Below are 23393 nucleotides of genomic sequence, written 5' to 3'. Positions count from 1 at the left end.
AGGCCAGTGTGCACCCCGAGCGTGCGCTTTTATGGGAGGTTTTGTGGAGAAACGATGGAGACGCGAATTTATTTTGTCGGCGCGTGATCAGGCGTAGCTGATGCGGTCGGTGTAGGCGTTCTGCAGCATTTGGCGCTGGTAGTCGCAGGGCGTGGTGCTGACCAGTTTCTTGAAGTCGCGCAGGAAGTGCGACTGATCGGAAAAACCCAGGTCCAGGGCCAGTTCGCAGAACGATACATCGGGCTGGGTGTTGAGGGTTTCAAGCGCGGCCTGGCAGCGGATGATCCGGCAGAACGCCTTGGGCGACAGGCCCGTGTCCTGGCTGAACTGGCGGTGCAGGGTGCGGCTGGTGTAGCCGCTGAGGTCTTCGAGTTGCCTGATGCGGATCGCCCCGCGATGACGCAAGGCTTGCTGAATGACCATGCGCGTCAGCGGCGACGTGCGCCCCATCAACTGGGGGGCCAGGTAGTCGTTGAACAGGCGCATCTGTTCGCCCAGTTGCGGGGCCTGCACGATGTTGTCGAAGATGCGCCGGGCAAACCGCGAGACCTCCAGCAGGTCGAGTTCGCGCTCGGTCAACTCTTCAGCCAGCACATTGATGAAGCCGGGGATGACGCCGGGGGCAAAGCGCACGCCGAAGTAGTGGTGGTTCTGGTTCAACTCGACGGCCTGGGCCGCCAGTGGCGTGCCGCAGATCTTGGCGCTGGGGCGGGTGGCGTCGCAGTCGAAGACAATGTCCACGCAACCATCCGGCACCGCCAGCACCTCAGTGGTTTGCGCCACATCGAAGGCATAGAAATGCGAGATCGCCGGGTGTTCGGAAGGCATCACCGAATACCGTGAGGAGTTGAGGACGAACCAGGGCTGTTCGTTTGCCGTGTGGTGCCGTGGAGTCGGAGTCATGTGTGTACTGTCGATAGGCTGCGAGGCGGGATTTATCACGCATGATTCGCGCCAACTACTGCGGTGACACGGGCCCTGGCGTGTCCGAAATTTACAATACGGCGCGCAAGTGCCCCTCGATACTCGACGTCGACAGCGTGGAGCTGCGCCTATCGCAGCGATCTCACTTGCGGCCCGAGAATGACTATGTCTACTTCCACAAAAATCGACTTTATCTACCTCTCCGAGCAGGACATGATCCGTGCCGGCGTCACGGACATGCCGGCCTGCGTGAATACCATGGAAGAGATGTTCGGCTTGCTCTATGCCGGCGATTACCGCATGGCCGGGCCGAACAATGACTCCCACGGGGCGATGGTGGTCTTTCCCAAGGATTCGCCATTCCCGAACATGCCCAAGCCCACGGCGGACCGGCGCATGATGGCGATGCCCGCCTACCTGGGCGGCAGCTTCGGCACGGCCGGCGTGAAATGGTACGGCTCGAATATTGCCAACCGCGACAAGGGCCTGCCGCGTTCGATTCTGATGTTCACCCTCAATGACCCCGATACCGGCGCGCCGTTGGCGCATATGTCGGCCAACTTGCTGTCGGCGTATCGCACCGGCGCGATCCCCGGCGTTGGTGCGCGGCACCTTGCGCGCAAGGCGGCGAGGGTGGTGGGGTTGCTCGGCCCGGGGGTGATGGGTAAGACCACCTTGTCGGCGTTCATTGCGGTGTGCCCGCAGATCGATACGTTGAAAATCAAAGGCCGTGGCCAGAAGAGCCTGGATGATTTTATTGCCTGGGTGAGGGCGACCTACCCACAAATCACCTCGATCAGCGTGGTCGACACCCTGGAAGCGGTGGTTCGCGACTCGGACCTTGTTACTTATTGTAGCTCCGGCGAGACGGGCGACCCCTCGATCTACCCAATTGTGCGGCGCGAGTGGGTCAAGCCGGGCGCGTTCCTGGCGATGCCGGCGGCGTGCTCCCTGGATGACGGCATGGAGCAACCCGACGTGCGCAAGGTGCTGGACAACACCGGCCTGTACCAAGCCTGGTTTGACGAGCTGCCCAAGCCCGCGCACCACAACGTGCCGGTGATTGGCGTGCGCTTCATGGACATGATCGCCGAAGGCAAGCTGCGCCTCGAAGACGTCGAAGACATCGGCAAGATCATCGCCGGTGCCGCGCCCGGCCGCCGGAACGATGAGGAAATCATCATCATGTCGGTGGGCGGCATGCCTGTCGAAGACGTGGCCTGGGGCACGGTGGTGTACCGCAACGCGATTGAAAAAGGCATCGGCGTGACCTTGAACCTGTGGGACACCCCGGTGCTGCGCTAAGCCACCCGACACTTACTCTGAAGAGGCATTCGACATGACAAAAATCATCAAGCTCAAGACCGGCTCCCCCTTCGAAGAAATGGGCAGCTATTCACGCCTGGTGGTCGTGGACAACTGGATCTACGTGTCCAACACCGCCGGCCGCAACCCGCAGACCAAGCTGATCCCGGAGGATGTGCTGGAGCAGACCCATCAGGTCTTCGCCAACATCGAAACCGCCCTGGCAGCGGTGCAGGCGAGCCTGGCGGATGTGGTGTGTTCACGGGTGTTCATCCAGGACCCCAAGGACGTCCCGGCGGTGATGGGCCTGATCGGCGAAAAGTTTCGCGGCGTCGATCCGGCCAGCACGGTGACGTGCCCGCCGCTGGGCTCGACGGTCTACAAGGTCGAGCTGGAAGTGACGGCGTATCGCAACGCCGCCAAGGCACAGGTTGAAGTGATCCGCCTGGCGCCATGACCGTCACGCGGCCGCGCAGCACGGCGGCCGCTTTTATTTGCCTATCACCGAGTCTTGAGCATGGCACCGACTATCGCGCCCGTGAACACCTCCACCGCGTTTCCCGCCAGCACCAGCGTGGTCATTATCGGCGGCGGGATTATTGGCCTGACCGCCGCGCTGACCCTGGCCGAACGCAATATCGCCGTGGTGGTCCTGGAAAAAGGCCGCATCGCCGCCGAGCAGTCGTCGCGCAACCTTGGCTGGGTGCGCAAGACCAGCCGCCATGCGGCCGACATTCCCCTGGCCCTGGCCGCCGACCGCTTGTGGGCGCAGATGCCCGAGCGGGTCGGCGCGGACGTCGGCTACCGCCAGGAGGGCATTATGTTTGTCGGGCGGACCCCGGCGCAGATGGCGATGCATGAAGGATGGCTCAAGTCGGTGGAGCACCTGTCGCTGGATTCGCGCCTGCTCAGCAAACGTGAAATCGACGCATTGGTGCCGGGTGGCGTAGGCGACTGGGCCGGCGGCATCTACACGCCGTCCGACGCGCGTGCCGAGCCGACCCTGGCCAGCAGCGCGATCGCCAAGGCTGCCATGGCGAAAGGGGTGGTGATCATCGAACAATGTGCGGTACGTACGCTGCAGATGTCCGCCGGGATTGTCAGCGGGGTGGTCACCGAGCGCGGTGAAATCCGTTGTGATCACGTGCTGCTGGCGGGGGGCATGTGGTCGCGGCGTTTCCTCGGCAACCAGGGCGTGGCGTTGCCGACCTTGCCGCTGACCTGCTCGGTACTGCGCACCCACCCCATGGAAGGCCCGACGCAGATTGCGGTCGGCGCGCCGGATTTTTCGTTTCGCAAGCACAAGGACGGCGGCTTCATCATCACCCAGCGCGGCAAGCTGGACGCGTTCCTGACCCTGGATCACCTGTTGCTCGCCAAGCCATACATGCCGCAGTTTCGCGCACAGCGCCATGTGCTGAACGTGTCGCTGGGCAAGCCTTTTCTGGACGATCTGAAACTTGCAAGGCGTTGGCGCGCCGACAGTGTCAGCCCGTTCGAGCGGGTGAGGGTGCAGGACCCGGCGGCCAACCCGCGCCTCAACGGTGACGCGATGAACAACCTGATCGCCGCCTGGCCGGTGTTCGAACAGGCGCGAATTGCCCAGGCGTGGGCGGGCACCATCGACGTCACGCCGGACTCCAACCCCGTGATCGGGCCGGTCGCGCAGATCCCCGGGCTGACCGTAGCCACGGGTTTTTCCGGGCACGGCTTTGGTACCTCACCGGCGGCGGGCCACCTCGCGGCGGACCTTGTCAGCGGGGACACGCCGATCATTGATCCAAGCCCGTATCGTTTCGATCGTTTCTGACGCAAAGGAATCAACCCATGGCTTCTGACAGCTGTTTTTTCACCAATCGTTCAGGCCTGCGCCTGCACTTCGTGCACTGGGGCGATTCGAGCGGCGTGCCGCTGGTTCTGCTGCATGGCTTGCGGGCCTACGCACAGACCTGGGAATCGCTGGTGCAGTCCCTGGGAACCGGTTACTGCATTTACGCCCTGGACCAACGTGGGCGCGGTTTAAGCGACTGGGCCGCACCAGAGACCTACCACACGCAATCCTATGTGGAAGACCTTGAGGACCTGGTGGCTCATCTGGGATTGGGGCGTTTCGTCTTGCTGGGGCATTCCTTGGGGGGAGCCAACGCCCTTGAATATGCACGGCAAAACCCGGGGCGGTTGATGGGGTTGATGATCGAAGACATCGGCCCCGGCTCTTCAACCCAAGGTGATGGTGCCGCACGTATTCGCCGCGAGATGAGCCAGACGCCGTTGCAGTTCGGCAACTGGGAACTGGCCCGTGCCTTCTGGCAGGCGTCGCGCCCAGGCCTGTCGGAGCAGGGCCTGGCCTCACGGCTCGCGCACTCGATGAAAGACAGTGGCACAGGGGTCACCTGGCGGCATGATCAGCAAGGCATTGCCAAGGCCCGCCTGAGCATCGAACCGACAGATTTGTGGCCCGCCGTACGCGCCCTGGACTGCCCGACCCTGTTCATTCGCGGCGGCCGCTCGGACTTCCTGCCGGCCGCGACGCTTGAGGCCATGACTGCCTGCAATCCGCACATCAGAACGGTGGAGGTCGCGGACGCGAGTCACTATGTGCATGACGATCAGGGGGAGGTGTTCAATGGGTTGGTTGCAGGCTTCTTGAAGGGGCTGTGTGAATCGCCCCGGGTTTCGTAGACACCTCATTGCCTGAAACAATGCTGTCAATTATTGACGTTAACCACAACCCGTCCGCGTACTTCGCCGGCGAGCAGTTGCTCTGCCGTCTGAACAACCGCGCCCAAACCAATCTCTCGCGTTACTTCTTTTAAGATAGAGATATCAAGATCTCGTACCAGACGATCCCAAGCTGCGATCCGATCTCTTCGCGGACGCATCACGCTGTCGATACCAGCCAGTGTCACCCCACGCAAAATGAAGGGGGCAACGCTGGCAGGTAAGTCCATCCCTTGTGCGAGTCCGCATGCCGCAACGGTGCCTCCATAACAGGTGCTGGCACATACGTTGGCCAGCGTATGGCTACCAACCGAATCAATCGCGCCTGCCCATCGTTCTTTGGCAAGTGGGCGACCTGGCCCGCTTAAGACTGAGCGATCAATGATCTCCGAGGCGCCAAGCCTCTTTAGGTAATCAGATTCTTCAAGACGACCAGTTGAAGCCACGACGGTGTAGCCCAAGCCAGCGAGGAGGGCGATAGCAAAAGAAACGTTGCGCTTTTCATGCGTGAGACCCCTCGTTTTTATTTTTGTGGGAAACCGTCATCTCCAGTAGCTCAACGACTTGTCGATTGCTTAGCGCATCGTGGGTGCCGATGGGGGTATTGGCCCAGTGATTGGCACAGATAAATAGATTGTTCTTGCGATCAAAGTGCACCGGGCGTCTAAACAAGTGTTCATAGTGATCGGCGTAGGCGGGCCTTGGGTAACTCAGTTCGATCGACGATGGGCTGAAGGTCGGGCCCGCCAGCGCGCGGGCGATATTCAGCAGCATCCCGAAGGTGAGCTCACTGATGAATTCGGATGGTTTTCAGATCTTGGTACGCGCACTCAGGGTAGGGAGTTGATGGCTCGTAATACCGCATCAGCGATGGTTTTGGTGATGATTTGGCGCTGAGCGTCATCGATTGTCGGGCTTAACCAGGTAGGCAGGCTGTTCAGCATGGGGACAATGGCGATGAGTGCATTCTCGCGCAACGGCCCGCCAGGCTGATGGCCTAGTTGGCCGATCACCTTAATGAGTTCTGACTCATAGGCACGTCTCAGTTGCTCGACGCTTGCCTGCATCGGGGCGCCCAGGCAATTGGCGTCCATGACCGCTAACTTGAAGTGCCCGGTCATGTGGGCATGCAATTGAAGATGGCCCTCGATCAGTTTTGCCACGCGTTGCGCAGGCGTCAATCTTCGCGTCTTGATCAGATCAACGTGCGACAACAACGCCTGATACAGCTCCATCAGCCATTCAAAGAGCATTGCCTCCTTGCTTTCTACATGGTGATAAATCGCTCCAGGGCTAATGCCAACGTGCGCCGCTAGTTCACGCATGCTGACCTGGCCGAAACTACGCTCCTTGAACAATTCCATGGCTCTGCGCTGAAACTCCGACCGGCTTATCACCGGAGTCATCCGCCCCTGGGTCATGTGTCGAGTGCCTGCTGTTTGGCAATTTCCTGGTTGCGCAGAATGAACCGCTGCAACTTGCCACTGGGTGTCTTGGGCAGTTGTTCGACGAACTCGATTTCCCGTGGGTACGCATGTGCAGCCAGGCGCTGGCGGACATGCAGGCGCAGGATTTCAGCCAACTCGGCACTTGGCGGGTACTGAGTGTTCAGCACGACAAACGCCTTGATCAGCTCGGTGCGTTGCGGGTCGGGTTTGCCGATCACGGCGGCTTCGACAACAGCCGGGTGTTCGATGAGCGCACTTTCAACATCGAAAGGCCCGACACGATAGCCGGACGTGGTGATCACGTCGTCGTTGCGCCCGACGAAGCTGATACTGGCGTCATGATTAAGCTCAACGATATCGCCGCTCAAATAATAGCGGTCGACAAAGGCCTTGGTGGGCATGCCGAAGTAGCCGTTGAACCAGCACAGGGGTGAGCACTCGCGGTCCACCGCCAGTACGCCGGGCTGGCCCGTCGGTAATTCCCGTTGCGCATCATCCAGCACAACAATGCGGTACCCCGGCACCGCATAGCCTGCCGAGCCTTCACGGATAGGGTGTTTTAAGCCGTGGTGATTGCACAGCACCATGCCGATTTCAGTCTGGCCGTAGTGGTCGTGAATGACCACGCCGAGCTGTTCGGCAAACCATCGGATGACTTGCGGGTTGAGCGGTTCACCAGCGCTGCTGACCACACGCAGTTGGCCACGCACGGCGTCGGCAAACTCGGCTCCCGCCGCGATCAGCAAGCGATAGGCCGTGGGCGAGCCGGCCAGATTGGTGATCGCATACTTGGCGATGATCCGGCAGGTAGTGTCCACCGTGAACGGGCCATCATAGAACAGCGTGGCACGGCCACAGGCCAACGGGCCGGTGACTGCGTAATACAAACCGTAGGCCCAGCCAGGGTCGGCGAGGTTCCAGAAATGGTCTTCCTCGCGCAGGTCGATGGCGTCCCGCACATAGCCCTTGAAGGCCAGGATGGCGCTTAAAGGCACTTCCAACGGCTTGGCCGGCCCAGTGGTTCCCGAAGTACACATCAGCAGGAAAGGTGCGTTGGCGTCCAGTAACGTTGGTGTGCATTCAGCCTGTTGACGTTCCATTGTGCTCCAGAAGTCGTAATCGCTCGGGTGCTTTACGGCCCCGTCGGTCACGATGATGGGCGGGCAGTCGGTGACTTCGTCCAGCTTGGGGCGATTGAGGGCGTCGGTCACGATCCAGCGTGCGTTTGAACAACCCAATCGCTGCTCAATCGCCTTGGGACCGAATGCGGTAAAGAGCGGCTGGTAGACCGCCCCGATGCGCCAAGTGCCCAGAATGGCAATCAACAGTTCCACCGTGCGTGGCATCAGGCCCGCGACACGGTCTCCTGGCCGGACGCCTTGCTCGCGCAGAAAATTGCCGAAGCGCGCGGCGTGCGCCTGCAGTTCGCTGAAAGTGTACTGAGTGGCGCGGCCATCCCGCGTCTCGCAGTACAACGCCACGGCATTCCCGTGGGTGTGTCGGTCGCAACATTCGACGCAGGCGTTCAACGCAGTCAACTCGCCATGCAAGTCCTGAGTGGCCAGCTGTAGATAGTCGAAAGAGGTCACTGCTGAGTCGTAATCGCGCATAACACACCTGGTTGTTATTGTTGAAATAGGTTCTGTACCCACGCCATCGCGCAGATGTTCAAGGGGCTAGCTGTCCATCATCTCGGCCGCTTGCTGGGTCGCCTGGCTGGTTCGCGTGGCCAGTTTGCGCACTTCGTCGGCGACCACCGCAAACCCGCGCCCGGCATCGCCTGCTCGTGCCGCCTCGATGGCGGCGTTCAGCGCCAGCAGGTTGGTCTGGCTGGCAATGCCCTGGATGGTGGCGACAATCTGCGTCAGCTTGCTGAGGGTTTCCTGCATGACCCGATGCTGTTGTGCCTGCGCCTCGCGCATCGCGGTTTCTTCATGGTGGGCATGGATATCGGTGATGGCGCCCACCACCCTTTGTGGGGAGCCGTCCTGCGCACGACGCGTTTGTCCTCGGCCACGAAACCAGCGATACGTGCCGTTTTTGTGTTTCAGGCGATAGTCCACATCGAACGGTGTCTTGCCGCTTCGATCGTCGACGTGTGCCACAAACGCGCCGATGGCCCGCGCGCTATCCTCGGGATGCAAGCGCGAGGTCCAGCTTTCCAGGGTGTTGGGGAACTCCTCAACCGTGTTGCATCCCAGCAGCCGACGCATTTGCGACGACCACCAAATGGTGTTTTTCGGGTTCGCTGGGTCGCCGGCTACAACCTCGATATCCCATAGCCCGTCATGCAGCATTTCCCGGGAAATTTCGAAACGTGTTGCGGCCAGTTCGAGTGCTTCGTTGTGCAGGTGCTGTTCGTGCACGTCACGAACGGTTCCGCCGATGGCCAGTGGCATGCCTTGCTCGTCGCGTCGCGATAGGCCGCTGACCCTGCACCAGCGATAGTCGCCGCCGGATGCAGGCTTCATGCGCACGTCTAACGTAAACGGTGTTCGCCCGCTGCGGTCGGCGAGATGCTGGTTAAGCGCTTCCAGATGCGCTTGCCGGTCAGCCGCGTGCAACTGTTCGCTCCAACGGCCCAGTTGATCAATGCCCTGGACCTGGATCGACGCAAGCCCCGTCCATTGCATCGCGCATTCCGGCTCGGGGGTAGTGCTTCCCTCCAGCTCCAGCGCCCAGAACAGTTCACCCGCGCCTCTGCTGATCAGGGCCCAGTACGCTTCCATTTGGCGCACATGCTGGTCGCGACCGGCCAGGTGCTCCTGCAATTGGGCAACTTCCAAGGCGAGTGCCTGGGTTTGGTCTTTCAGCGCTCGCCGCTCCTGAAGCAGTTGCTCTGCGCCGGCCAAGATGCGGCGTAATATCGGGTTGCTTGACGATAACGGCGTGCTCGTCTGGTCAGGCTGTTCCAGCCTGTCGGCGAGTGGCGCCAACACCCAACGGGTGGTTCGGCTAAAAAAAAGCATGGAACACCTCTATCTCTGTCAAGTCGGATCAGCCCTCGAGGCGGTGCCTGGGACGTGCCGACATGGTCCGGGCGTCAAAGGCCGTCGCCCCCGCCAAGTTCTGCCAAGTTGACGGACCGCCGGCGATTTCCTCAGCACTCAGCAGGCAATGGTCGAGTTCGCGCTGTAACGCGTGGGTATCGAGGCCTTGGCCGATGAAAACCAACTCTTGTCGGCAATCGCCGACAATGCTGTCCCACTTGGTCATGATGCTTTGCAACCGATACTCATCCCGTGGCCATTGCGACTGCTCGATGAAGTTCCACCAGTGCCCCACATAGTCCCACTGGAATTGTTTGCCGCTCTGCACCAGCAGACCGGTTTCCAGGTGTCGGCTGGCTACCCAGAAGTAACCTTTACTGCGTAACAGGCACCCGTTGTTCCAGGGGCGGCTGAGAAAGTCGAACAAGCGCTGAGGGTGAAAAGGGGCACGCTCGCGGTACACCCAAGACGTCACGCCATAGGCGTCCGACTCGGCGGCCGGTGCGTCTTCAATCTCCATTTTCCTCATCCAACCCGGCGAGGCCGCAAGACTGGGTAAATCAAACAGGTGGGTGCCGAGGATGTTGGATAACCCGACATTACCCTGCGTCATTGGCACAATCCGCGCGGTCGGGTTAAGGCCGGCGAGGATCGCGTGCAGCGCCTGATAGGCCGGTGCGCCGATCAGGTCCAGTTTGTTGACAAGAATGACGTTGGCGTACTCCACCTGCTCAATCAGAAGATCCGCCAGAGGGCGTTTGGGTGCGTCTTCCTGTACGTCGTCGCGGACCACGGTGTCCGGTAACTCCAGCAACGCCTGAAAACGGCTGCCATCGACCACCGTCACCAACGTATCGAGCCGTGCCAATTCGCTGAGGCTGAAACCTTCGGCGTCGAGGAAGGCGAATGTCTCTGCCACCGGCATCGGCTCCGAGATCCCCGTGGACTCGATCAGCAGGTAATCGAAGCGCTGCTGACGTGCCAGGGTACTGATCTGCTCCAGCAAATCAGCGCGTAGCGTGCAGCAGATACAACCATTGCTCATCTCGATCAATTCATCACGGCCACGGTGCAGCGATACATCGCGTTGCACCTCTGCGGCATCGATGTTGACCTCACTCATGTCATTGACGATGACCGCCACTCTCAGACCTTCGCGATTGCGCAAGATATGGTTGAGCAGGGTGGTCTTGCCGGCGCCGAGGAAGCCGGAAAGCACGGTCACCGGCAGTCGGCTCGCCTGGGCGCCGTTCATCATGCGTTCACCACTCGACTGCCCTGGGCGTGGTCCAGGTAGCTTTCGAAGAGATCGACCACCACCAAGCCCTCGTCTGCCGCGTCGCCCCACAGATCGAATGTACGGAACTCAACATGGTAGGTTGGCTGATGCGCCGCGCTCGTATCGCCATGGCCAATCGCGTCCGGGAATGGCCATTGTTCGGATGTGCGATGCACCACCACGCCTTGCTTGCCGCGCACGTAGGCTGGCATGCGGGTATGCCCGGCCACATATTCGTCGCGCACGACCACGTGGTCGCCAATCTCAAAGGGGACTCGACCAGTGATAGCCGGGCGACCTTGAGCATGTGCTGGGTTCGCCAGCTTGAAGTGGGAACCCAGCGCCTGGTCGAGATCGGCCTGGGTGATCACACCGGTTTCGACCAGCAGGGTCGCGGTGGCGATGACATAGCGTTCGTAATACTGGGTGCCGACATGTTGGCGAACATCCAGGCGTTCGACGGCATGGCGCACTTCGTCCACGCTGAACTTTTTCAAGTGGTCGGCACCGATAAACATCAGGCTATAGGCCAGGTGCTCCCAGTCCTGCTTGAATACCTGTTTATAGCTCAGGCTATTGATGGTGTGGGGGACTTTGCCAAAGCCTTGGAAACCGCCGAGATCGTGAAAGCCATCCATAATAGAAACTCCGGGAATTGAACGATGATGCGTTGTTTTTCTCAGTCAGCGCGGGGCAGGGCGACACCGATCAGCACGTCTTTGGTCACCAGTGTCTGAAGCTGCTCCTCACTCATGTGCTCGGAGCCTTCAGGCCTTACCGGCAACACCAGATAGCGGCTTTCGGCGCTGGTATCCCAAACCTTGACCACCATGTCGCTCGGCAACTCAGTGCCCAGTTCGCGCAATACGGTGCGTCCTTCCCGGACCAGGCGTGCACGGAACTCAAAGCCCTTGTACCACTCAGGTGGCAGGCCGAGCACCGGCCAGTTGGTGCAGGAGCACAGACTGCAGACAATGACGTTCTTCACCTGCGGCGTATCTTCCAATGCGACGATGTATTCGCCCTGCGGGCCGGTATAACCGAACTGGGCACACGCAGCGGTCCCGTCCTTGAGTAACAGCGCGCGGAACTGCGGATCGACCCAGGCCTTGGCGACCACGCGGGCGCCGTTCTCCGGGCTCCAACCGTGTTCCATCAATTGTGTGAGCTGCTCGACGTAGCCCTCCGGGATGAGCTCCTTGCTTTTGAGTACTTGAAACAATGCCCTGGCCCGTTCGCCGGGCGTTGAAGGGCTCACAGGTGTGGAAGTGGATGGACTCATTGGTTCTCTCCTATCAGTCAACGCGGTTGGGGTGTGATTGAAACGTACCGGTCTTTCTTATTTTTTTTCAGCTAGGAAACTCAGAGTGTGCGCCAGTCCACCGAGGCTTCAAATGCCGCCGCTGCCTGGTAAATTGTGCCTTCGGCATAGTGCTTGGCCACGAGCATCAACCCGACGGGTAGGCCGTCTACCAGGCCGCACGGGATCGACATGGCCGGATGCCCGGTAATGTCCTGTGGCGCAGTGTTGCCGATCATTTCCAGCGCCCGCGCCACGTATTCGGTGATCGAGCAGCCCGCCGCAGGGTGGGGTTGGGCCGTGATGGGGGTGGTTGGCATCACCAGCAGGTCATAAGTCTGCAGCGCCTTGTCGTAGCCTTGCCGGGCAAAGCGGGAAAGGTTTTGTGCCTTGGCGTAGTAACGTCCGTTGTAGTGGGTCAGGCCGTATTGGCCGACGAACATGCACAGTTTGAGCGACGCGGATAATTGGTCGGCCTGTTCGCGCCAGCCGGCTTGTTTGTCCAGCAAGCCGACGTCGTACAGACCTTTCCAGTTAAAGCCCGCGCCGTTGCCATGCATCATTTGCATGGTCAAGCCTTCGCAACCGATGGGGTGCCACAGCGAACCAGCCAGGTTGTGTTCGGGAATGGATACCGGCTCGACCTGCGCGCCCAATGCCTCAAGGCGGGCGATGGCCTCGCGCACTTTGTCGGCCACGCGGGGATCTTGGTTGGCCAGCGCGAAGCCTTCCTGCAACACGCCGATTCGGAGGTCGCTGACGCCCCGCTCGAGGTAGCGGCAATACTCATCGACTTGAGGCGCCGCTTGGCGTGGGTCGAGCCCATCCGAGCCGGCCATGGCCTGCAACATCAGCGCGTTGTCGCGCACGTTGGCGGTGATGGGGCCGACATGATCGATAGTGGCTTCAATCGCCATGATGCCGGTGTAGGGCACCAGGCCGTGGGTTGGCTTCATGCCGTAGGTCCCGCAAAAGGCCGACGGGATACGTATGGACCCGCCCTGATCACCGCCCACTGCGATGTCTACCTCGCCGGCGGCGACCAATGCCGCACTGCCCGATGATGAGCCGCCAGCGGCATAACCGTGGCGATGTGGGTTGTGCACTGGGGCAGGGTCAGATGTGTGGCTGCCGCCTGACAGACAGTAGTGTTCGCACGTGGCTTTGCCGAGGATGGTTGCGCCGGCATCGAGCAATCGCGTAACCACGGTGGCATCAAAACCCGGCACAAAACCTTCCAGCGGTGCGGCGCCGTTCATCATGGGCACGCCAGCCAAGGAGACGTTGTCTTTGAGCGCGACGGTTTTGCCCGCCAGCAGGCCGTCACGGGCGCCATTCACTTCAGTCCGGTAGTACCAGGCATTCAGCGGATTTTCTTTGTTCGAGGGACGATAGCCCGCACTGCGGTCGTAACGTATGGGCGGCACGAAATCACATAGCTCGTCGACCAGGTCGTAGGCATCGAAACTCGGTTGCATCAGATCCAGGTAGGACGCCGCCTGCTCGTGGGTCAATTGCATGTTCAACTGGGCCGCGATGGCGACCAACTGATCACGTGTGGGACGAATAATGGCCATGATTTTCCTGTCTTTTATCAATTCAGTCCGGGAAGCAATAGAGGCCAAATTAGGCGTCTATCACCGTATTCGCATGGTTGAGCAGGACACTCATTTGGCTGAAAAGGACACCGGGACTCAGAACACTTTCAACACGCGCAGATTCAGGCGCGCACCTTCCTTGAAGCCTTGCTCCACCTCGATGTCCTTGCCGAGCTGAGCCTGGATCTGCAGGGTGGGGTCGATGAAGTGAGTGACCGTGAAACGGGCGTAGGACGTCGAGACACCGTCGTGCTGGTCAACGCCATCCACAGTGGTCGCGGCCCCGCTGACATAGCCTGCGCCGAGTGCAAACGTGGTGCTTGGCGTCCAGTTGTAGCGCACGGCTGCCTGGTACTCGTAGCGCGTGTTTTCTTCGAGTTTTGCGCGGGTGGGGCCGTAGTCGTTATTGGTCGAGACCCAGGACACGTCGGCGACGGTGTCCAGCGCCCACTGCGCTGAGAAGTGGTGGATGTAGGCCGCTTGCAACGTCGCCCGCCAGCGGTTCTCGCCCAGGTTCAACGCATCGTTTTTGTTGTAGCTGCCGACGGGGATGTACAGGTAAGGGGCCAGGGCAAACACATCTTTGTTTGCCGTGGGTAATGTCCACTTGAGTGGGGCGGTGATAATCGGATCACCCACGCCATGGCTGTCGCCCAAAGCACCGACATCGCCGGAGGCGTTCATGTAGCCGAACGGCAGCAAAATCTGCGGCTCCCATGAAAGGTTCTCGGAAAGACCTATCGCATGGATGTAACGCAGGATGCCCACGTCGGAGCTGAGCTTGGCGTTGTCGGAGGTCCGATGGCCGTTCTGATAGAGATCGGACCTGTCGGCATGCTGGTAGTAAAACAGTACGGCATCGGCGCCTGCGGGCAGCGGTTCGAAATCCCCCGGCGATACTTCAAGGGCCTGGCTTTTGGCAAACGGCAACATTCCCAGCGCAAGTAGGACTCGACTGAATTTCATGGCCGTTCTCCTTGCGCGGCAGCCGCATCGCGCAACATCCCGGTGTGCGGATGGCAGTTGATGTACTCGAAAATCTGGCTCTTGGCGTCCGACACGGACACTTCGTGGTAGAGCCGCAACTTCTTCAAGCCCGCAGCCACGCGAAAGAACGTCACGAAAATACGCAGGTGGGTCGGGTGGGATTCGGCCCAGCGTTCGAGTTTCTCCACCGAGCGCCAGTGACCGATGTTGTAGCTGACGTCGAGAAAGTTGCCGTCCAGGTCGATATTGCGCACGAACCGGTTGCTGTAGCAGCCCAGCGGTTGGCCGTTGTCACGCAGGAAGTCCATGCCGTCTTGCAAGGTAGGCAGGATCTCGTCGAGGTACAGCGAGCGTTCGTCCGCCTCGGCGTCTGCCCAGTCCTGGCCGGAACGAATCAATGTGAGGTTGTCATGCCCCAGTACCACAACCCTTCCGCCTTTGGCTGGATTACCGGCGATCACTTGCAGCTCACTTGTAGGCTTCATCCAGTCGGTCTGGGAGATCGGAAAACGGTCGCGCATCGAGCCCCAGTAACCGTGCTCTTCGATTTCGCCACTGGTTGCATCCATGACCGCGCCGACGCCGGGCAGGTTGTCTTGGAAGGCGTACAGCGTCTCGAACTGCTCGGCGCGCGGTGCGCTGATTTCACGAAAATAGCCAAGGCCGTCGTTGAGCCTATCCGCTGACGTCCACCAGTCGTTCACCGGCGTGCTGCGCAACCAGCGGCAGTGGGCCGCCGGGTCTTTCCAGTAGCCGACGACAATCAAGTTATCAAAGCCGCTGCTGTCGGTGTGGTGGGTCAAATCGTGGGTCTGAGGGCCATCGGCCAGGTCGAAACTGCCTACGATGTGACGCATGGCCAGGAGTGCCGCTTCGCGCTGCGCCTCGCCTTGATACTGCACGCCGACGTAGGCCATCACCACTTGTTCCAACTGCTCGTCGGCGCGCGCAACCCACATCGGGAACGGAGGTTGATACTCGTCCGGCACACGGCGGGACAGGCTGCGTGAGCATTTGAGATGTGTGTCGATTGCAGATTCCATATTTAGCTCCTCGTTATTTTGGTTCAGGCCTGCGGTTGGGCTTTAGCGCTTTGCCGACGCACTGCGTTTGGCGATCTGCCGTCGGTGCAGCAGCTTCATGGCTCCCCACTCAATCAACCAGCAAGCCGACTCTTCTGGTGCAAGATCGCGCCTGTGCAGAAGCCAGGAGGAATCAGCCAATCGTTGTGAACAGTGTCGATGCATGGCGTGCCTCATCAGCGGGGTATGAGCTGCTGTGAGGTCGAAATTAGGCGTGACGGCGAGGCGCCGCTTGGTTCGTCAAGACAACCGCTTGGTTGGAAAAGACAACACCAGAAGGGACCATCACCGGTGATCGGCGTTGGTGCGCCAATGTCTAAAGCTCAGCCTTCTGTGCCTCTTATTGGGGACGATGAGAGTACTGACATCCACACTTGGACGCAGGGTGGGGGCGAGATGAGTAGGCGAGGGCGACAGAAAGTGCTTGGCCTGTTAATTGCTAGCGCCGACAAGCCGGTTACACCTTTTCCAGCTCTTACTGCATCGCTGTACCGAGGTCAGTGTCATGAACCCAAGCACCCAGTATTCGACCCTTACCGTTGCCGCACCTCGTCGCTTTGATTACTGGAAAGAAGTGGTCTGCCGCCATTGCCTGGCGGCCGATAGCAAACCGTTGTCCCAGAGCAGTTTCGATGGCGCGCTCGCGATCAATACTTTAGGCAGTCTGGACATCTGTTCACTGTCATCGCCACTGCATTATTGGGAGCGCTCCGAGCGGCATCTGCGTAGCGGTCCGGCTGAAGATCTATGGTTGGGTTTTGCCCGAAACGGCCACGGCCAAATTGAACAGGGCGGAAGAAAAGCCAGCTTGGCCGTTGGCAATTTGTTTCTTTATGACGCAACTCAAGCGTTTCGATTCAGCTTGGGTGGTACCGAAAACCACCTGATCCGTATTCCGCGAGCATTGCTGACCGAACGCCTGCCACGTATTGCCGAGTACACCGCGATGGTCCTCGACGATCGACGGCCTGGCGTGATCCCGTTGCGGGAAATGTTACGCCAGGCGGCGAGTACGCCTGCGTCGTTGCAGGATGAACGCATCTCAACGCGCTATTCAGAGGCGTTGCTCGATCTTCTGGTCATCAGCCTGGAACTTCAGGACCTCAAGACCACTCACCAAGAGCTGGACCTCTACGGCCGCATCATGCAGTACATCCAACGGCACCTGACCGAGCCGGACCTGTCCATTGAGGTCATCGCCCAGGCTCACAATGTGTCCACCCGCACCGTTACGCGCGCCTTCGCGCGGTACCAGAAAACCCCCGTGGCAGAGATTTGGAAAGAGCGTCTGAATGCCAGTCGCGAAGCGATTGAACGCGGCCAGGTACGCAGTGTGTCCGAGGCAGCGCTGGACTTCGGGTTTTCTGACTTCTCCCATTTCAGCCATGCGTTTCGCAAGGCGTTTGGTGTGGCGCCGAATACGCTTTTACGCCGTAATTGAAACTGCCGGGTTTGTAAAGTAGACGTGAAGATGGGGGCTCACAGAGATGGGCAAATCGAAGCGCCCTAAATGCCGTTCTTCTTGCTGCTCGCGTTCTTCCTTGCCGGTCTCCACCCTGGCTTGCAGGGTGGCGTCGGTACCCTACAATCTGTCCTACCAGCCTTATAGACTCTCAGGGTCGCCAAAAAACATTTTGACTAGGCTCTAGATCGGTATTTACAGCCTGAAAAAAACAAATTTTGCCCCCAGTTTTGCCCCCAATTGCACAGGGTGGGCGAGCGATCGCGAATGGCTATTTCTGACCCGGAGCGGGGTGGCCGTGACTGGCATTCAGTGCGCCTTTGTGTACTGGATGACCAACCCGAATCTGGAAAATTCTTGGTCGTTAGATGAGTCGATATCCTTAATCGGGGTTGTCCGGGCCGCCTTTCAGCACCTGTCCTGAAATTGGCAGCGTGAAATGCTCATGCTCTGCGAGATGTTGCAATGGCGCCGGTCGCCAGAGAGATCGATCCGCGTGTCCATCGACAACCGGAGCGTAATGCCAGGCGCCTGGCCACGGAAAGCGCTTAAGAAGCGGTTGTTCGGTATTGAAAGTGGCAGGCAACGTTGCGCATCGTGCTTCTGGTGGTGGGTCTCGATAATCCGGTCGGGCCCATAACTTCCCGCTTCAATTGGCCACTGAGTCGGCGGGCAGCGAAGGCGCTCAGGTTGCATGTTGAGGCGGGCGCCTTACCTTCGCTGTTCATGGACAGCTAAGCCTTTGGGCCAGGATCAGTCATTAGGCAAGTGCAATTGCACTTCCATGGCGTCATGAAGGAGTCGGACGACCTCGATCACGTCGTCGCTTGCTACACGATAAAACACGATATGGCGTGGGCTTTTGACCGCCCCATGGGGCTGTTTGGCCTGCTGGCGTGAATAGATGAGGTGATAGCTGCGAAGGCCCGGTGCCAGCTCACCGCGTTCGTAGCTGCCAATGCGATAAGGCGTGTCGGCAATCGCTTGCAGCGCGGCGAGGATTAGCGCCTGATACCGCTGGCGTGCTTGATCGCCGAACTGCGTCTGGGAGAGCCTGAGGATGTCGACAATGTCGGCGCCCGCCGCGTTGGAAATCCGATACTGCGACATGCTCAGTGTTTCTCGCGCGCGGGTAGGGTTGCCTCCAGGCTCAAGCCCTCGAGGTAGTGCTCCAGATCCCCTTCGTTCACCTGAGTAAAGCGCCCTTGCTCAAGGTCCATGATGCCGATAGAGGTCGCCTGACGCAGGGCCTCAATTTTGGCGGTGTCTTCGGCGACGCGCTGTTCCAATAGCCGCAAACCTTCTCGCATCACTTCGCTGGCATTCTGATAACGGCCGGACTGCACCAGGTCATGGATAACCTGTTCCTGGTGAGGGGTGAGTACAACGTTTCGCGTCGCCATGATTAGCTCCAGCTCTGGACATACAGGTCCTTTCGACTATTGGCATATTATGCCATTTTACCTGCCAGCACATAGTTTGGGACTTGTATCTGACGAACTGTGTCGTGCGGGGTCATCCTTCGCGCCGAACAGCGCGTGCTGGCTCCGGACTGCATGCGCACAGAGTTCAAAGGATGTAGCAGGCGGGGCGTTGAGGGCCGTTTGATTCGTGTGGGCCTTGAGGCCTCAGCCTGGACAAGCCCTGCTTGATGTGTCCGGCGTTCTCACCGATCGTTTGAACGCGCCGCGGACGTTTGTCCTATGCCGCGTTTCCGTACAGGCCTCAAGATGGAAGAAGCATTCCGCAGGAGGCACAAAGTATAGGCAGCTCAGTACTTTGCAAGGCGAACGCTGTCTTATGAGGTGTGACTAATTTATGATGTCTAGATGATAAATTTGGATACACGATCATGAGTACACGTTCAGACCTTTTGACCAGCGCCGAGGTTCTGCTGCGCACGAAAGGCTATGCGGCCTTCAGCTATGCCGACCTTGCGGACGACATCGGCATTAAAAAAGCGAGTATTCACCATCACTTCCCGACCAAGGAAGGCTTGGCAATTGCCATCGTCGAGAGCTACCTGTTCCGGTTTAAAAAGCAGCTGGACGCTATCAATGATGAACACGTCAGTGTTGTCGACCGGCTGAATGCGTTCGCCTTGATGTTCGCACACAGCAGTCTAAACGGGATGCTCCCACTCTGTGGAGCCCTCGCCGCAGAGCTTCTGGCCCTGCCTGAAAGCCTCAAAGAAATGACAAAGGATTTCTTTGAGATCCATCTCACTTGGCTCCAAGCAAACATTAAGCAGGGTCAAGATCGAGGAGAGCTTAAAGCCGACCTGGATGTAATCAGAGTTTCAAGGTTCATATTGAATACTTTGGAAGGTGCGAGCTTTGTTTCTTGGGCGATGAGCGATGATTACGAGAAATCTTCGGGATTTGATTTGATTTTATCTACCCTTCGTCACTGAAAACTCTAGCAAGCACACTTATCGACTCTATCGCTGCATTCCCTTTCCAGGGGGCATCTTTCATCGCTGTATCTTTAGTACATCTTTCAAAAGCTTCTCGATTTGGTCGCCTGCCAAGAGCAGGCGGCCTTGAGTTATTTGATTCAGGGCCGCGTGCCGATCTACGCTTGTATCAATTAGTGCAGACTAAAATCCACCGAATAGATCACTCGGTATTATCTGGTGTGCGGTAGATTTGCAGCCAATGACGCGAAGGCTTGCTTGTAGGCGGCGCTTTTTCGTGATCGCGAATTGTACAGTACCGTCCATGCTTAGCGACGACCGCGCTCTTGGCTGCGTTCAAAGTGACTTCTTGAAACGAACCTCCATCTCGCCCCAACACGTGCCCTGGTGCATAAGCAGCCATAAAACCTCCCTGATTTTTATCCATGTGGTGACGGCCTTATGCCATCAATTCGTACGATCACACAAATTTCACCCGATGCATAGAGGTGTGAAAGATCGTTTCATGGCGTCGCTTTCGAAGTGACTCTGTTGGTCACGACACTCACTGTGTTGTCATCAATATTCCCAATTCCTCTATGCAGCCTAGCTTTTCAAAACTATTGGTATCGTCACCTCTCTTGTAAACCAACCTACTACTTGGTAGGCTTGTTTCTCTTCCGGTCTAATCGTCCGGCTTATCTGAAGAGGAACGTCCACATGAGCAGCAACCTGAATGGTATCGATGTCGCCGCACTCCAGAATTTCGCCGAAGGCGTTGCTGGTGATGCGACCAAGCGCCACGCAAGCTTCAACGTTAAAACCGCTTGGAAGGGTCAGACCCGTTCTGTAGCCAAAGTCAGCCGTTACAGCTTGGCCGGTGAGACCTATTCCCGCGATTTTGAAATTGCAGCCGATGAGCCGAATGAATTGCTGGGCGAGAACACCGCGCCCAACCCTCAGGAGCTGCTGATGGCTGCTCTAAACGCCTGCATGTCGGTCGGCTATGCCGCCAATGCCGCAATGATGGGCATCAAGATTCACAGCCTGGAAATTGAGACCGACGGCACTCTCGACCTGCGTGGCTTCCTGGGGATCGACGAAAGCGTTAACCCAGGCTACGACGAGGTGAGTGTCGTGATTCGCCTGCACACAGATGCTTCGCGTGAGCGTGTTGAGGAGCTGCACAACGTGGTGCTCAAGACTTCGGTCAACTACGCCAACTTCTCTAAAGCCATCCGCATGCTCCCTAAGCTCGAAGTCATCGAAGGCTAACTGTCCTGGTCACAGGTCAGCACGGCACCTGGCCGCTGACCACCTCTCACTTATCTGATACCGGAGTCTGTAATGGACGATTTTTTTAAAGGCAAAAAACTGTTGGTCGTCGGCGGCACGAGCGGCATGGGTCTGGAAACAGCGCGCCAGTTTTTAAAGGCGGGTGGCAGCGTGGTTCTCACCGGCAGTAAACAGGATAAAGCCGATGCTGTGCGCGCCGAGCTGAGTCCGCTGGGGAACGTATCAGTGATCGTTGCCAACCTCATGACCGAGGAAGGGATGAATCATGTACGCAGCGAAATCAATGCCAACCACAGTGACATCGGCTTTATGGTGAACTCTGCAGGCATATTCATTCCGAAGCCTTTCATCGAGCACGATGAGGCTGACTACGACATGTACCTGGATCTGAACCGCGCCACATTCTTTATCACGCAGGCAGTGGTCAAAAATATGCTTGCTGCCAAGCGCGAAGGCTCCATTGTCAACGTCGGTTCGATTGGCGCGCAAGCTGCGCTGGCCGGCTCTCCAGCAACTGCTTATTCGATGGCCAAGGCGGGCCTGCACGCAGTCACTCGAAACCTGGCAATTGAATTGGCTCACTCAGGTATCCGAGTCAATGCCGTTTCGCCTGGCATCGTTCACACCTCGATCTATGAAGGCTTCATGGACAAGGAAGCGATCCCGGATGCGATGAAGTCGCTAAACGATTTCCACCCACTGGGTCGAGTCGGTGTTCCTGAAGACGTCGCCAATACCATCCTCTTCTTACTATCCGATAAAACCTCCTGGGTGACCGGTGCTATCTGGGATGTTGATGCAGGGGTGATGGCGGTACGTGCCTAAACACCGAGGCAAGCGCTGCGTGAAGCGCCTCTCATTGGGGCGCGTTCCAGCAGTTGCTTCGGTGACAAGGGTGCTGGCTGTAGGAGTTTCAAATGTCTATCACGACAAAAGCCGCGCTGCTGAGCTACGCGGAAACCCAGATGCGCTCAAAGGGTTACTCAGCGTTCAGTTACGCGGATCTCGCAGCGAAAGTCGGTATTAGAAAAGCCAGTATTCACCATCACTTTCCTACCAAGGAGTGCTTAGGCGCGGAGCTTATCAACGACTACATCGCTCGGTTCAACGAGACGTTGGTGTCAATCGAGATCATGCATCCCGAGCCACAGCAGCGCTTACAGGCTTTTTCCCGACTTTTCGTGATAAGCGCGAATGAGGGGCTGCTGCCGTTATGCGGCGCCTTGGCGGCAGAAATGGCTGCGTTGCCTTTGTCGCTCCAAGGCCTCACAAGGGACTTCTTCAATTCGCAGCTCACCTGGCTCCAAAGCACCCTCAATGACGCAGTCCGGCAGCACAGCTGGTTGCTGGGAACATCTGTTGAGCACTTCGCTTTCATGCTGCTGAGCATGCTGGAGGGAGCAAGCCTCATTGATTGGACACTGGGTCGCTCAGCCGACCCGTTGGCTGGCTTTAACCATCTGCTTGAAATAGCCGCAATGCAATCTTCACTTCTCCGTGCAGGATAAATTATGCAAACCCCTTCGAAAAAATATGTAGTCGATATCTGGTCTGATTATGTGTGTCCTTGGTGCTGGATTGCCAAGCGTCGTTTTGAAAAAGCGCTCGAAAACTTCCCGCAGAAAGACGATGTACAGGTCAACGTTCGGGCCTATCGACTGGCTGCAAATCACGCCCCTGAACCGATGGTCGCAGCACTGAAACGTAAGCTCGGCAACCCAGATTCCGCAGCAGCGATGATGAACACTGTGAGTAAATATGGCCAGGCCGACGGGCTGGATTACCGCTTCGACACTATGATGTTCGGCGATACTGCTGATGCTCATGTCTTGGTGAAAGCGGTTGAAGACGGGGCAGTGAAAAAGCGCCTTGTGGAAGCGCTGTACGAAAAAAGCACCAGCCACGGTAAGTCACTTTTTGATCGCGCCAGCTTGGCGGTGATTGCGAAAGATGCAGGTGTGTCGGATGCGGCAATTCAATTGGCGTGGTCATCTGTAGAACTGCGCGTAGAGATGGAAGCGGATGAGCATTTCGCCGCCCAGTTGGGTTCTGGCGTGCCTCTCTTTGTCTTCAACGAAGAATTCTCTGTTTCCGGTGCACAACCTGAAGCTGCTTTTCTTGACGCGCTCAATCAAATGGTAGAAAGCGCGAAAGTCGACGATAGCTCATTGATAGGCCAAGTCTGCGGCGTCGATGGCTGCAAAGTTTGATCGGCAACGGAACGTGGCACTCACAAGGTGCCCCCTTTTCCTTAACACAACACGTGAGACCCAAATGAGCCGTATCGTTGAGTTGAGCGCTCCCCAATTTGCCCGCTTTGTTGCCAAAGGCAGCAGTGTCGTACTGTTCTCAGCATCTTGGTGCAAACCTTGTAAAGAGATGAAGCCAGTCTTCGTGGACTTGGAAGCAAAGCTCCATGCTCTGGCAGTGTTTGGAAAAATTGATATTGCGGTATCACCGACGATTGCGCAGATGTATGGCATTCGTACTGTGCCGTCCTTGGCAGTGTTCCACGAAGGCCGATTGTTGAAAGTCTTCGCCGGGTCTAAATCAGTTTCAGCCTTGAAAAAAGCAATCGTCACTGAGCTGGAGGACGCTAGCTAAAC

23 protein-coding genes and 3 pseudogenes are annotated in these 23393 nt (G+C 58.3%); 11 read left to right on the top strand and 15 right to left on the bottom strand.

Going from position 1 to position 23393, the window contains the following annotated elements:
• Positions 1 to 87: 87 nt before the first annotated feature.
• Positions 88 to 903 carry a helix-turn-helix domain-containing protein gene (locus OPU96_RS01300; protein ID WP_192300964.1) on the bottom strand — a complete coding sequence of 272 codons (816 nt, stop codon included), beginning with the start codon at positions 901 to 903 and terminating at the stop codon, positions 88 to 90.
• A 186-nt stretch (positions 904 to 1089) separates the two neighbouring features.
• Between OPU96_RS01300 and OPU96_RS01295 the strand changes: the two genes are divergently transcribed.
• From OPU96_RS01295 to OPU96_RS01280, 4 genes are read left to right on the top strand one after another with little or no spacing between them, the layout of a single operon-like run.
• Positions 1090 to 2229 (top strand): ornithine cyclodeaminase family protein, encoded by a 1140-nt coding sequence (locus OPU96_RS01295; RefSeq protein ID WP_192300963.1) that lies wholly within the window; start codon positions 1090 to 1092, stop codon positions 2227 to 2229.
• A 34-nt stretch (positions 2230 to 2263) separates the two neighbouring features.
• A complete protein-coding gene (locus tag OPU96_RS01290) occupies positions 2264 to 2686 on the top strand; it encodes a RidA family protein (protein ID WP_226457067.1) in 423 nt (140 codons plus the stop codon).
• 60 nt (positions 2687 to 2746) lie between these two features.
• On the top strand, positions 2747 to 4039 hold the full coding sequence (locus OPU96_RS01285; protein WP_226457068.1) for an NAD(P)/FAD-dependent oxidoreductase: 1293 nt from the start codon (positions 2747 to 2749) through the stop codon (positions 4037 to 4039).
• 17 nt (positions 4040 to 4056) lie between these two features.
• Positions 4057 to 4911, top strand: a complete 855-nt coding sequence (locus OPU96_RS01280) for an alpha/beta fold hydrolase (RefSeq protein WP_226457069.1) — start codon at positions 4057 to 4059, stop codon at positions 4909 to 4911.
• 26 nt (positions 4912 to 4937) lie between these two features.
• Here the strand turns inward: OPU96_RS01280 and OPU96_RS01275 are convergent.
• From OPU96_RS01275 to oxdA, 12 genes and pseudogenes are all read right to left on the bottom strand, one after another.
• A pseudogene (locus OPU96_RS01275) lies at positions 4938 to 5438 on the bottom strand (zinc-binding dehydrogenase); the annotation flags it as partial.
• Positions 5439 to 5451: 13 nt separating this feature from the next.
• On the bottom strand, positions 5452 to 5745 hold the full coding sequence (locus OPU96_RS01270) for an AraC family transcriptional regulator ligand-binding domain-containing protein (protein ID WP_498558616.1): 294 nt from the start codon (positions 5743 to 5745) through the stop codon (positions 5452 to 5454).
• A gap of 35 nt (positions 5746 to 5780) precedes the next feature.
• A complete protein-coding gene (locus OPU96_RS01265) occupies positions 5781 to 6356 on the bottom strand; it encodes a TetR/AcrR family transcriptional regulator (protein WP_226457091.1) in 576 nt (191 codons plus the stop codon).
• Between the two features lie 11 nt (positions 6357 to 6367).
• Positions 6368 to 8008 (bottom strand): AMP-binding protein, encoded by a 1641-nt coding sequence (locus tag OPU96_RS01260; protein WP_305392643.1) that lies wholly within the window; start codon positions 8006 to 8008, stop codon positions 6368 to 6370.
• A gap of 75 nt (positions 8009 to 8083) precedes the next feature.
• A pseudogene (locus OPU96_RS01255) lies at positions 8084 to 8338 on the bottom strand (methyl-accepting chemotaxis protein); the annotation flags it as partial.
• 30 nt (positions 8339 to 8368) lie between these two features.
• A pseudogene (locus OPU96_RS01250) lies at positions 8369 to 9031 on the bottom strand (PAS domain-containing protein); the annotation flags it as partial.
• A gap of 364 nt (positions 9032 to 9395) precedes the next feature.
• Positions 9396 to 10646 (bottom strand): GTP-binding protein, encoded by a 1251-nt coding sequence (locus OPU96_RS01245; protein ID WP_498558511.1) that lies wholly within the window; start codon positions 10644 to 10646, stop codon positions 9396 to 9398.
• Positions 10643 to 11305: a nitrile hydratase subunit beta gene (gene nthB / locus OPU96_RS01240; RefSeq protein WP_226457072.1), complete on the bottom strand. Its 663-nt coding sequence runs from the start codon at positions 11303 to 11305 to the stop codon at positions 10643 to 10645. Before nthB ends, OPU96_RS01245 begins: the two co-directional genes overlap by 4 nt.
• Before the next feature lie 41 nt (positions 11306 to 11346).
• Positions 11347 to 11949, bottom strand: coding sequence for a nitrile hydratase subunit alpha (gene nthA / locus OPU96_RS01235; protein ID WP_498558510.1), 603 nt, complete (start codon positions 11947 to 11949; stop codon positions 11347 to 11349).
• 80 nt (positions 11950 to 12029) lie between these two features.
• Complete coding sequence (locus OPU96_RS01230; protein WP_226457074.1) at positions 12030 to 13544, bottom strand: amidase; 1515 nt, start codon at positions 13542 to 13544, stop codon at positions 12030 to 12032.
• Between the two features lie 117 nt (positions 13545 to 13661).
• Positions 13662 to 14531 (bottom strand): transporter, encoded by an 870-nt coding sequence (locus tag OPU96_RS01225; protein WP_226457075.1) that lies wholly within the window; start codon positions 14529 to 14531, stop codon positions 13662 to 13664.
• Entirely contained in the window at positions 14528 to 15595 is a 1068-nt protein-coding gene (gene oxdA, locus OPU96_RS01220; RefSeq protein ID WP_498558509.1) for an aliphatic aldoxime dehydratase, read from the bottom strand. The genes OPU96_RS01225 and oxdA overlap by 4 nt, the downstream gene beginning before the upstream one ends.
• A 544-nt stretch (positions 15596 to 16139) precedes the next feature.
• Here oxdA and OPU96_RS01215 point away from each other — a divergent pair.
• Positions 16140 to 17075 (top strand): AraC-like ligand-binding domain-containing protein, encoded by a 936-nt coding sequence (locus OPU96_RS01215; protein WP_226457077.1) that lies wholly within the window; start codon positions 16140 to 16142, stop codon positions 17073 to 17075.
• A gap of 774 nt (positions 17076 to 17849) precedes the next feature.
• On the opposite strand, the gene OPU96_RS01210 is transcribed toward OPU96_RS01215, so the two are convergent.
• Entirely contained in the window at positions 17850 to 18206 is a 357-nt protein-coding gene (locus OPU96_RS01210; protein WP_498558508.1) for a type II toxin-antitoxin system RelE/ParE family toxin, read from the bottom strand.
• Between the two features lie 2 nt (positions 18207 to 18208).
• Positions 18209 to 18499 (bottom strand): type II toxin-antitoxin system ParD family antitoxin, encoded by a 291-nt coding sequence (locus OPU96_RS01205; RefSeq protein ID WP_498558507.1) that lies wholly within the window; start codon positions 18497 to 18499, stop codon positions 18209 to 18211.
• Positions 18500 to 18948: 449 nt separating this feature from the next.
• On the opposite strand from OPU96_RS01205, the gene OPU96_RS01200 reads away from it, so the two are divergent.
• The 6 genes from OPU96_RS01200 (at position 18949) to OPU96_RS01175 (ending at position 23391) form a co-directional block, all read left to right on the top strand.
• The gene (locus tag OPU96_RS01200) at positions 18949 to 19509 is read left to right on the top strand and encodes a TetR/AcrR family transcriptional regulator (RefSeq protein WP_029290777.1); all 561 of its coding nucleotides are present in this window, start codon (positions 18949 to 18951) and stop codon (positions 19507 to 19509) included.
• Between the two features lie 702 nt (positions 19510 to 20211).
• Positions 20212 to 20766: an OsmC family protein gene (locus OPU96_RS01195; protein WP_029290780.1), complete on the top strand. Its 555-nt coding sequence runs from the start codon at positions 20212 to 20214 to the stop codon at positions 20764 to 20766.
• 72 nt (positions 20767 to 20838) lie between these two features.
• On the top strand, positions 20839 to 21612 hold the full coding sequence (locus OPU96_RS01190; protein WP_029290782.1) for an SDR family NAD(P)-dependent oxidoreductase: 774 nt from the start codon (positions 20839 to 20841) through the stop codon (positions 21610 to 21612).
• A gap of 92 nt (positions 21613 to 21704) precedes the next feature.
• Positions 21705 to 22295, top strand: coding sequence for a TetR/AcrR family transcriptional regulator (locus OPU96_RS01185; RefSeq protein WP_029290784.1), 591 nt, complete (start codon positions 21705 to 21707; stop codon positions 22293 to 22295).
• 3 nt (positions 22296 to 22298) lie between these two features.
• Complete coding sequence (locus tag OPU96_RS01180) at positions 22299 to 22997, top strand: DsbA family oxidoreductase (RefSeq protein ID WP_029290786.1); 699 nt, start codon at positions 22299 to 22301, stop codon at positions 22995 to 22997.
• A 64-nt stretch (positions 22998 to 23061) separates the two neighbouring features.
• Positions 23062 to 23391 carry a thioredoxin family protein gene (locus OPU96_RS01175; RefSeq protein WP_029290787.1) on the top strand — a complete coding sequence of 110 codons (330 nt, stop codon included), beginning with the start codon at positions 23062 to 23064 and terminating at the stop codon, positions 23389 to 23391.
• Positions 23392 to 23393 lie beyond the last annotated feature (2 nt).

This window comes from Pseudomonas sp. RP-B7 (assembly GCF_059803535.1).
This window is presented reverse-complemented; position numbering and strand designations above follow the sequence as displayed.

Coding starts and splice junctions, on each gene's coding strand:
- OPU96_RS01300 (WP_192300964.1), bottom strand. CDS start 903: ATGACTCCGACTCCACGGCACCACACGGCAAACGAACAGCCCTGGTTC.
- OPU96_RS01290 (WP_226457067.1), top strand. CDS start 2,264: ATGACAAAAATCATCAAGCTCAAGACCGGCTCCCCCTTCGAAGAAATG.
- OPU96_RS01205 (WP_498558507.1), bottom strand. CDS start 18,499: ATGGCGACGCGAAACGTTGTACTCACCCCTCACCAGGAACAGGTTATC.
- oxdA (WP_498558509.1), bottom strand. CDS start 15,595: ATGGAATCTGCAATCGACACACATCTCAAATGCTCACGCAGCCTGTCC.
- OPU96_RS01230 (WP_226457074.1), bottom strand. CDS start 13,544: ATGGCCATTATTCGTCCCACACGTGATCAGTTGGTCGCCATCGCGGCC.
- nthA (WP_498558510.1), bottom strand. CDS start 11,949: ATGAGTCCATCCACTTCCACACCTGTGAGCCCTTCAACGCCCGGCGAA.
- OPU96_RS01185 (WP_029290784.1), top strand. CDS start 21,705: ATGTCTATCACGACAAAAGCCGCGCTGCTGAGCTACGCGGAAACCCAG.
- OPU96_RS01175 (WP_029290787.1), top strand. CDS start 23,062: ATGAGCCGTATCGTTGAGTTGAGCGCTCCCCAATTTGCCCGCTTTGTT.
- OPU96_RS01200 (WP_029290777.1), top strand. CDS start 18,949: ATGAGTACACGTTCAGACCTTTTGACCAGCGCCGAGGTTCTGCTGCGC.
- OPU96_RS01285 (WP_226457068.1), top strand. CDS start 2,747: ATGGCACCGACTATCGCGCCCGTGAACACCTCCACCGCGTTTCCCGCC.
- OPU96_RS01190 (WP_029290782.1), top strand. CDS start 20,839: ATGGACGATTTTTTTAAAGGCAAAAAACTGTTGGTCGTCGGCGGCACG.
- OPU96_RS01260 (WP_305392643.1), bottom strand. CDS start 8,008: ATGCGCGATTACGACTCAGCAGTGACCTCTTTCGACTATCTACAGCTG.
- OPU96_RS01210 (WP_498558508.1), bottom strand. CDS start 18,206: ATGTCGCAGTATCGGATTTCCAACGCGGCGGGCGCCGACATTGTCGAC.
- OPU96_RS01280 (WP_226457069.1), top strand. CDS start 4,057: ATGGCTTCTGACAGCTGTTTTTTCACCAATCGTTCAGGCCTGCGCCTG.
- OPU96_RS01225 (WP_226457075.1), bottom strand. CDS start 14,531: ATGAAATTCAGTCGAGTCCTACTTGCGCTGGGAATGTTGCCGTTTGCC.
- OPU96_RS01195 (WP_029290780.1), top strand. CDS start 20,212: ATGAGCAGCAACCTGAATGGTATCGATGTCGCCGCACTCCAGAATTTC.
- OPU96_RS01295 (WP_192300963.1), top strand. CDS start 1,090: ATGTCTACTTCCACAAAAATCGACTTTATCTACCTCTCCGAGCAGGAC.
- OPU96_RS01215 (WP_226457077.1), top strand. CDS start 16,140: ATGAACCCAAGCACCCAGTATTCGACCCTTACCGTTGCCGCACCTCGT.
- OPU96_RS01180 (WP_029290786.1), top strand. CDS start 22,299: ATGCAAACCCCTTCGAAAAAATATGTAGTCGATATCTGGTCTGATTAT.
- OPU96_RS01265 (WP_226457091.1), bottom strand. CDS start 6,356: ATGACTCCGGTGATAAGCCGGTCGGAGTTTCAGCGCAGAGCCATGGAA.
- nthB (WP_226457072.1), bottom strand. CDS start 11,305: ATGGATGGCTTTCACGATCTCGGCGGTTTCCAAGGCTTTGGCAAAGTC.
- OPU96_RS01245 (WP_498558511.1), bottom strand. CDS start 10,646: ATGATGAACGGCGCCCAGGCGAGCCGACTGCCGGTGACCGTGCTTTCC.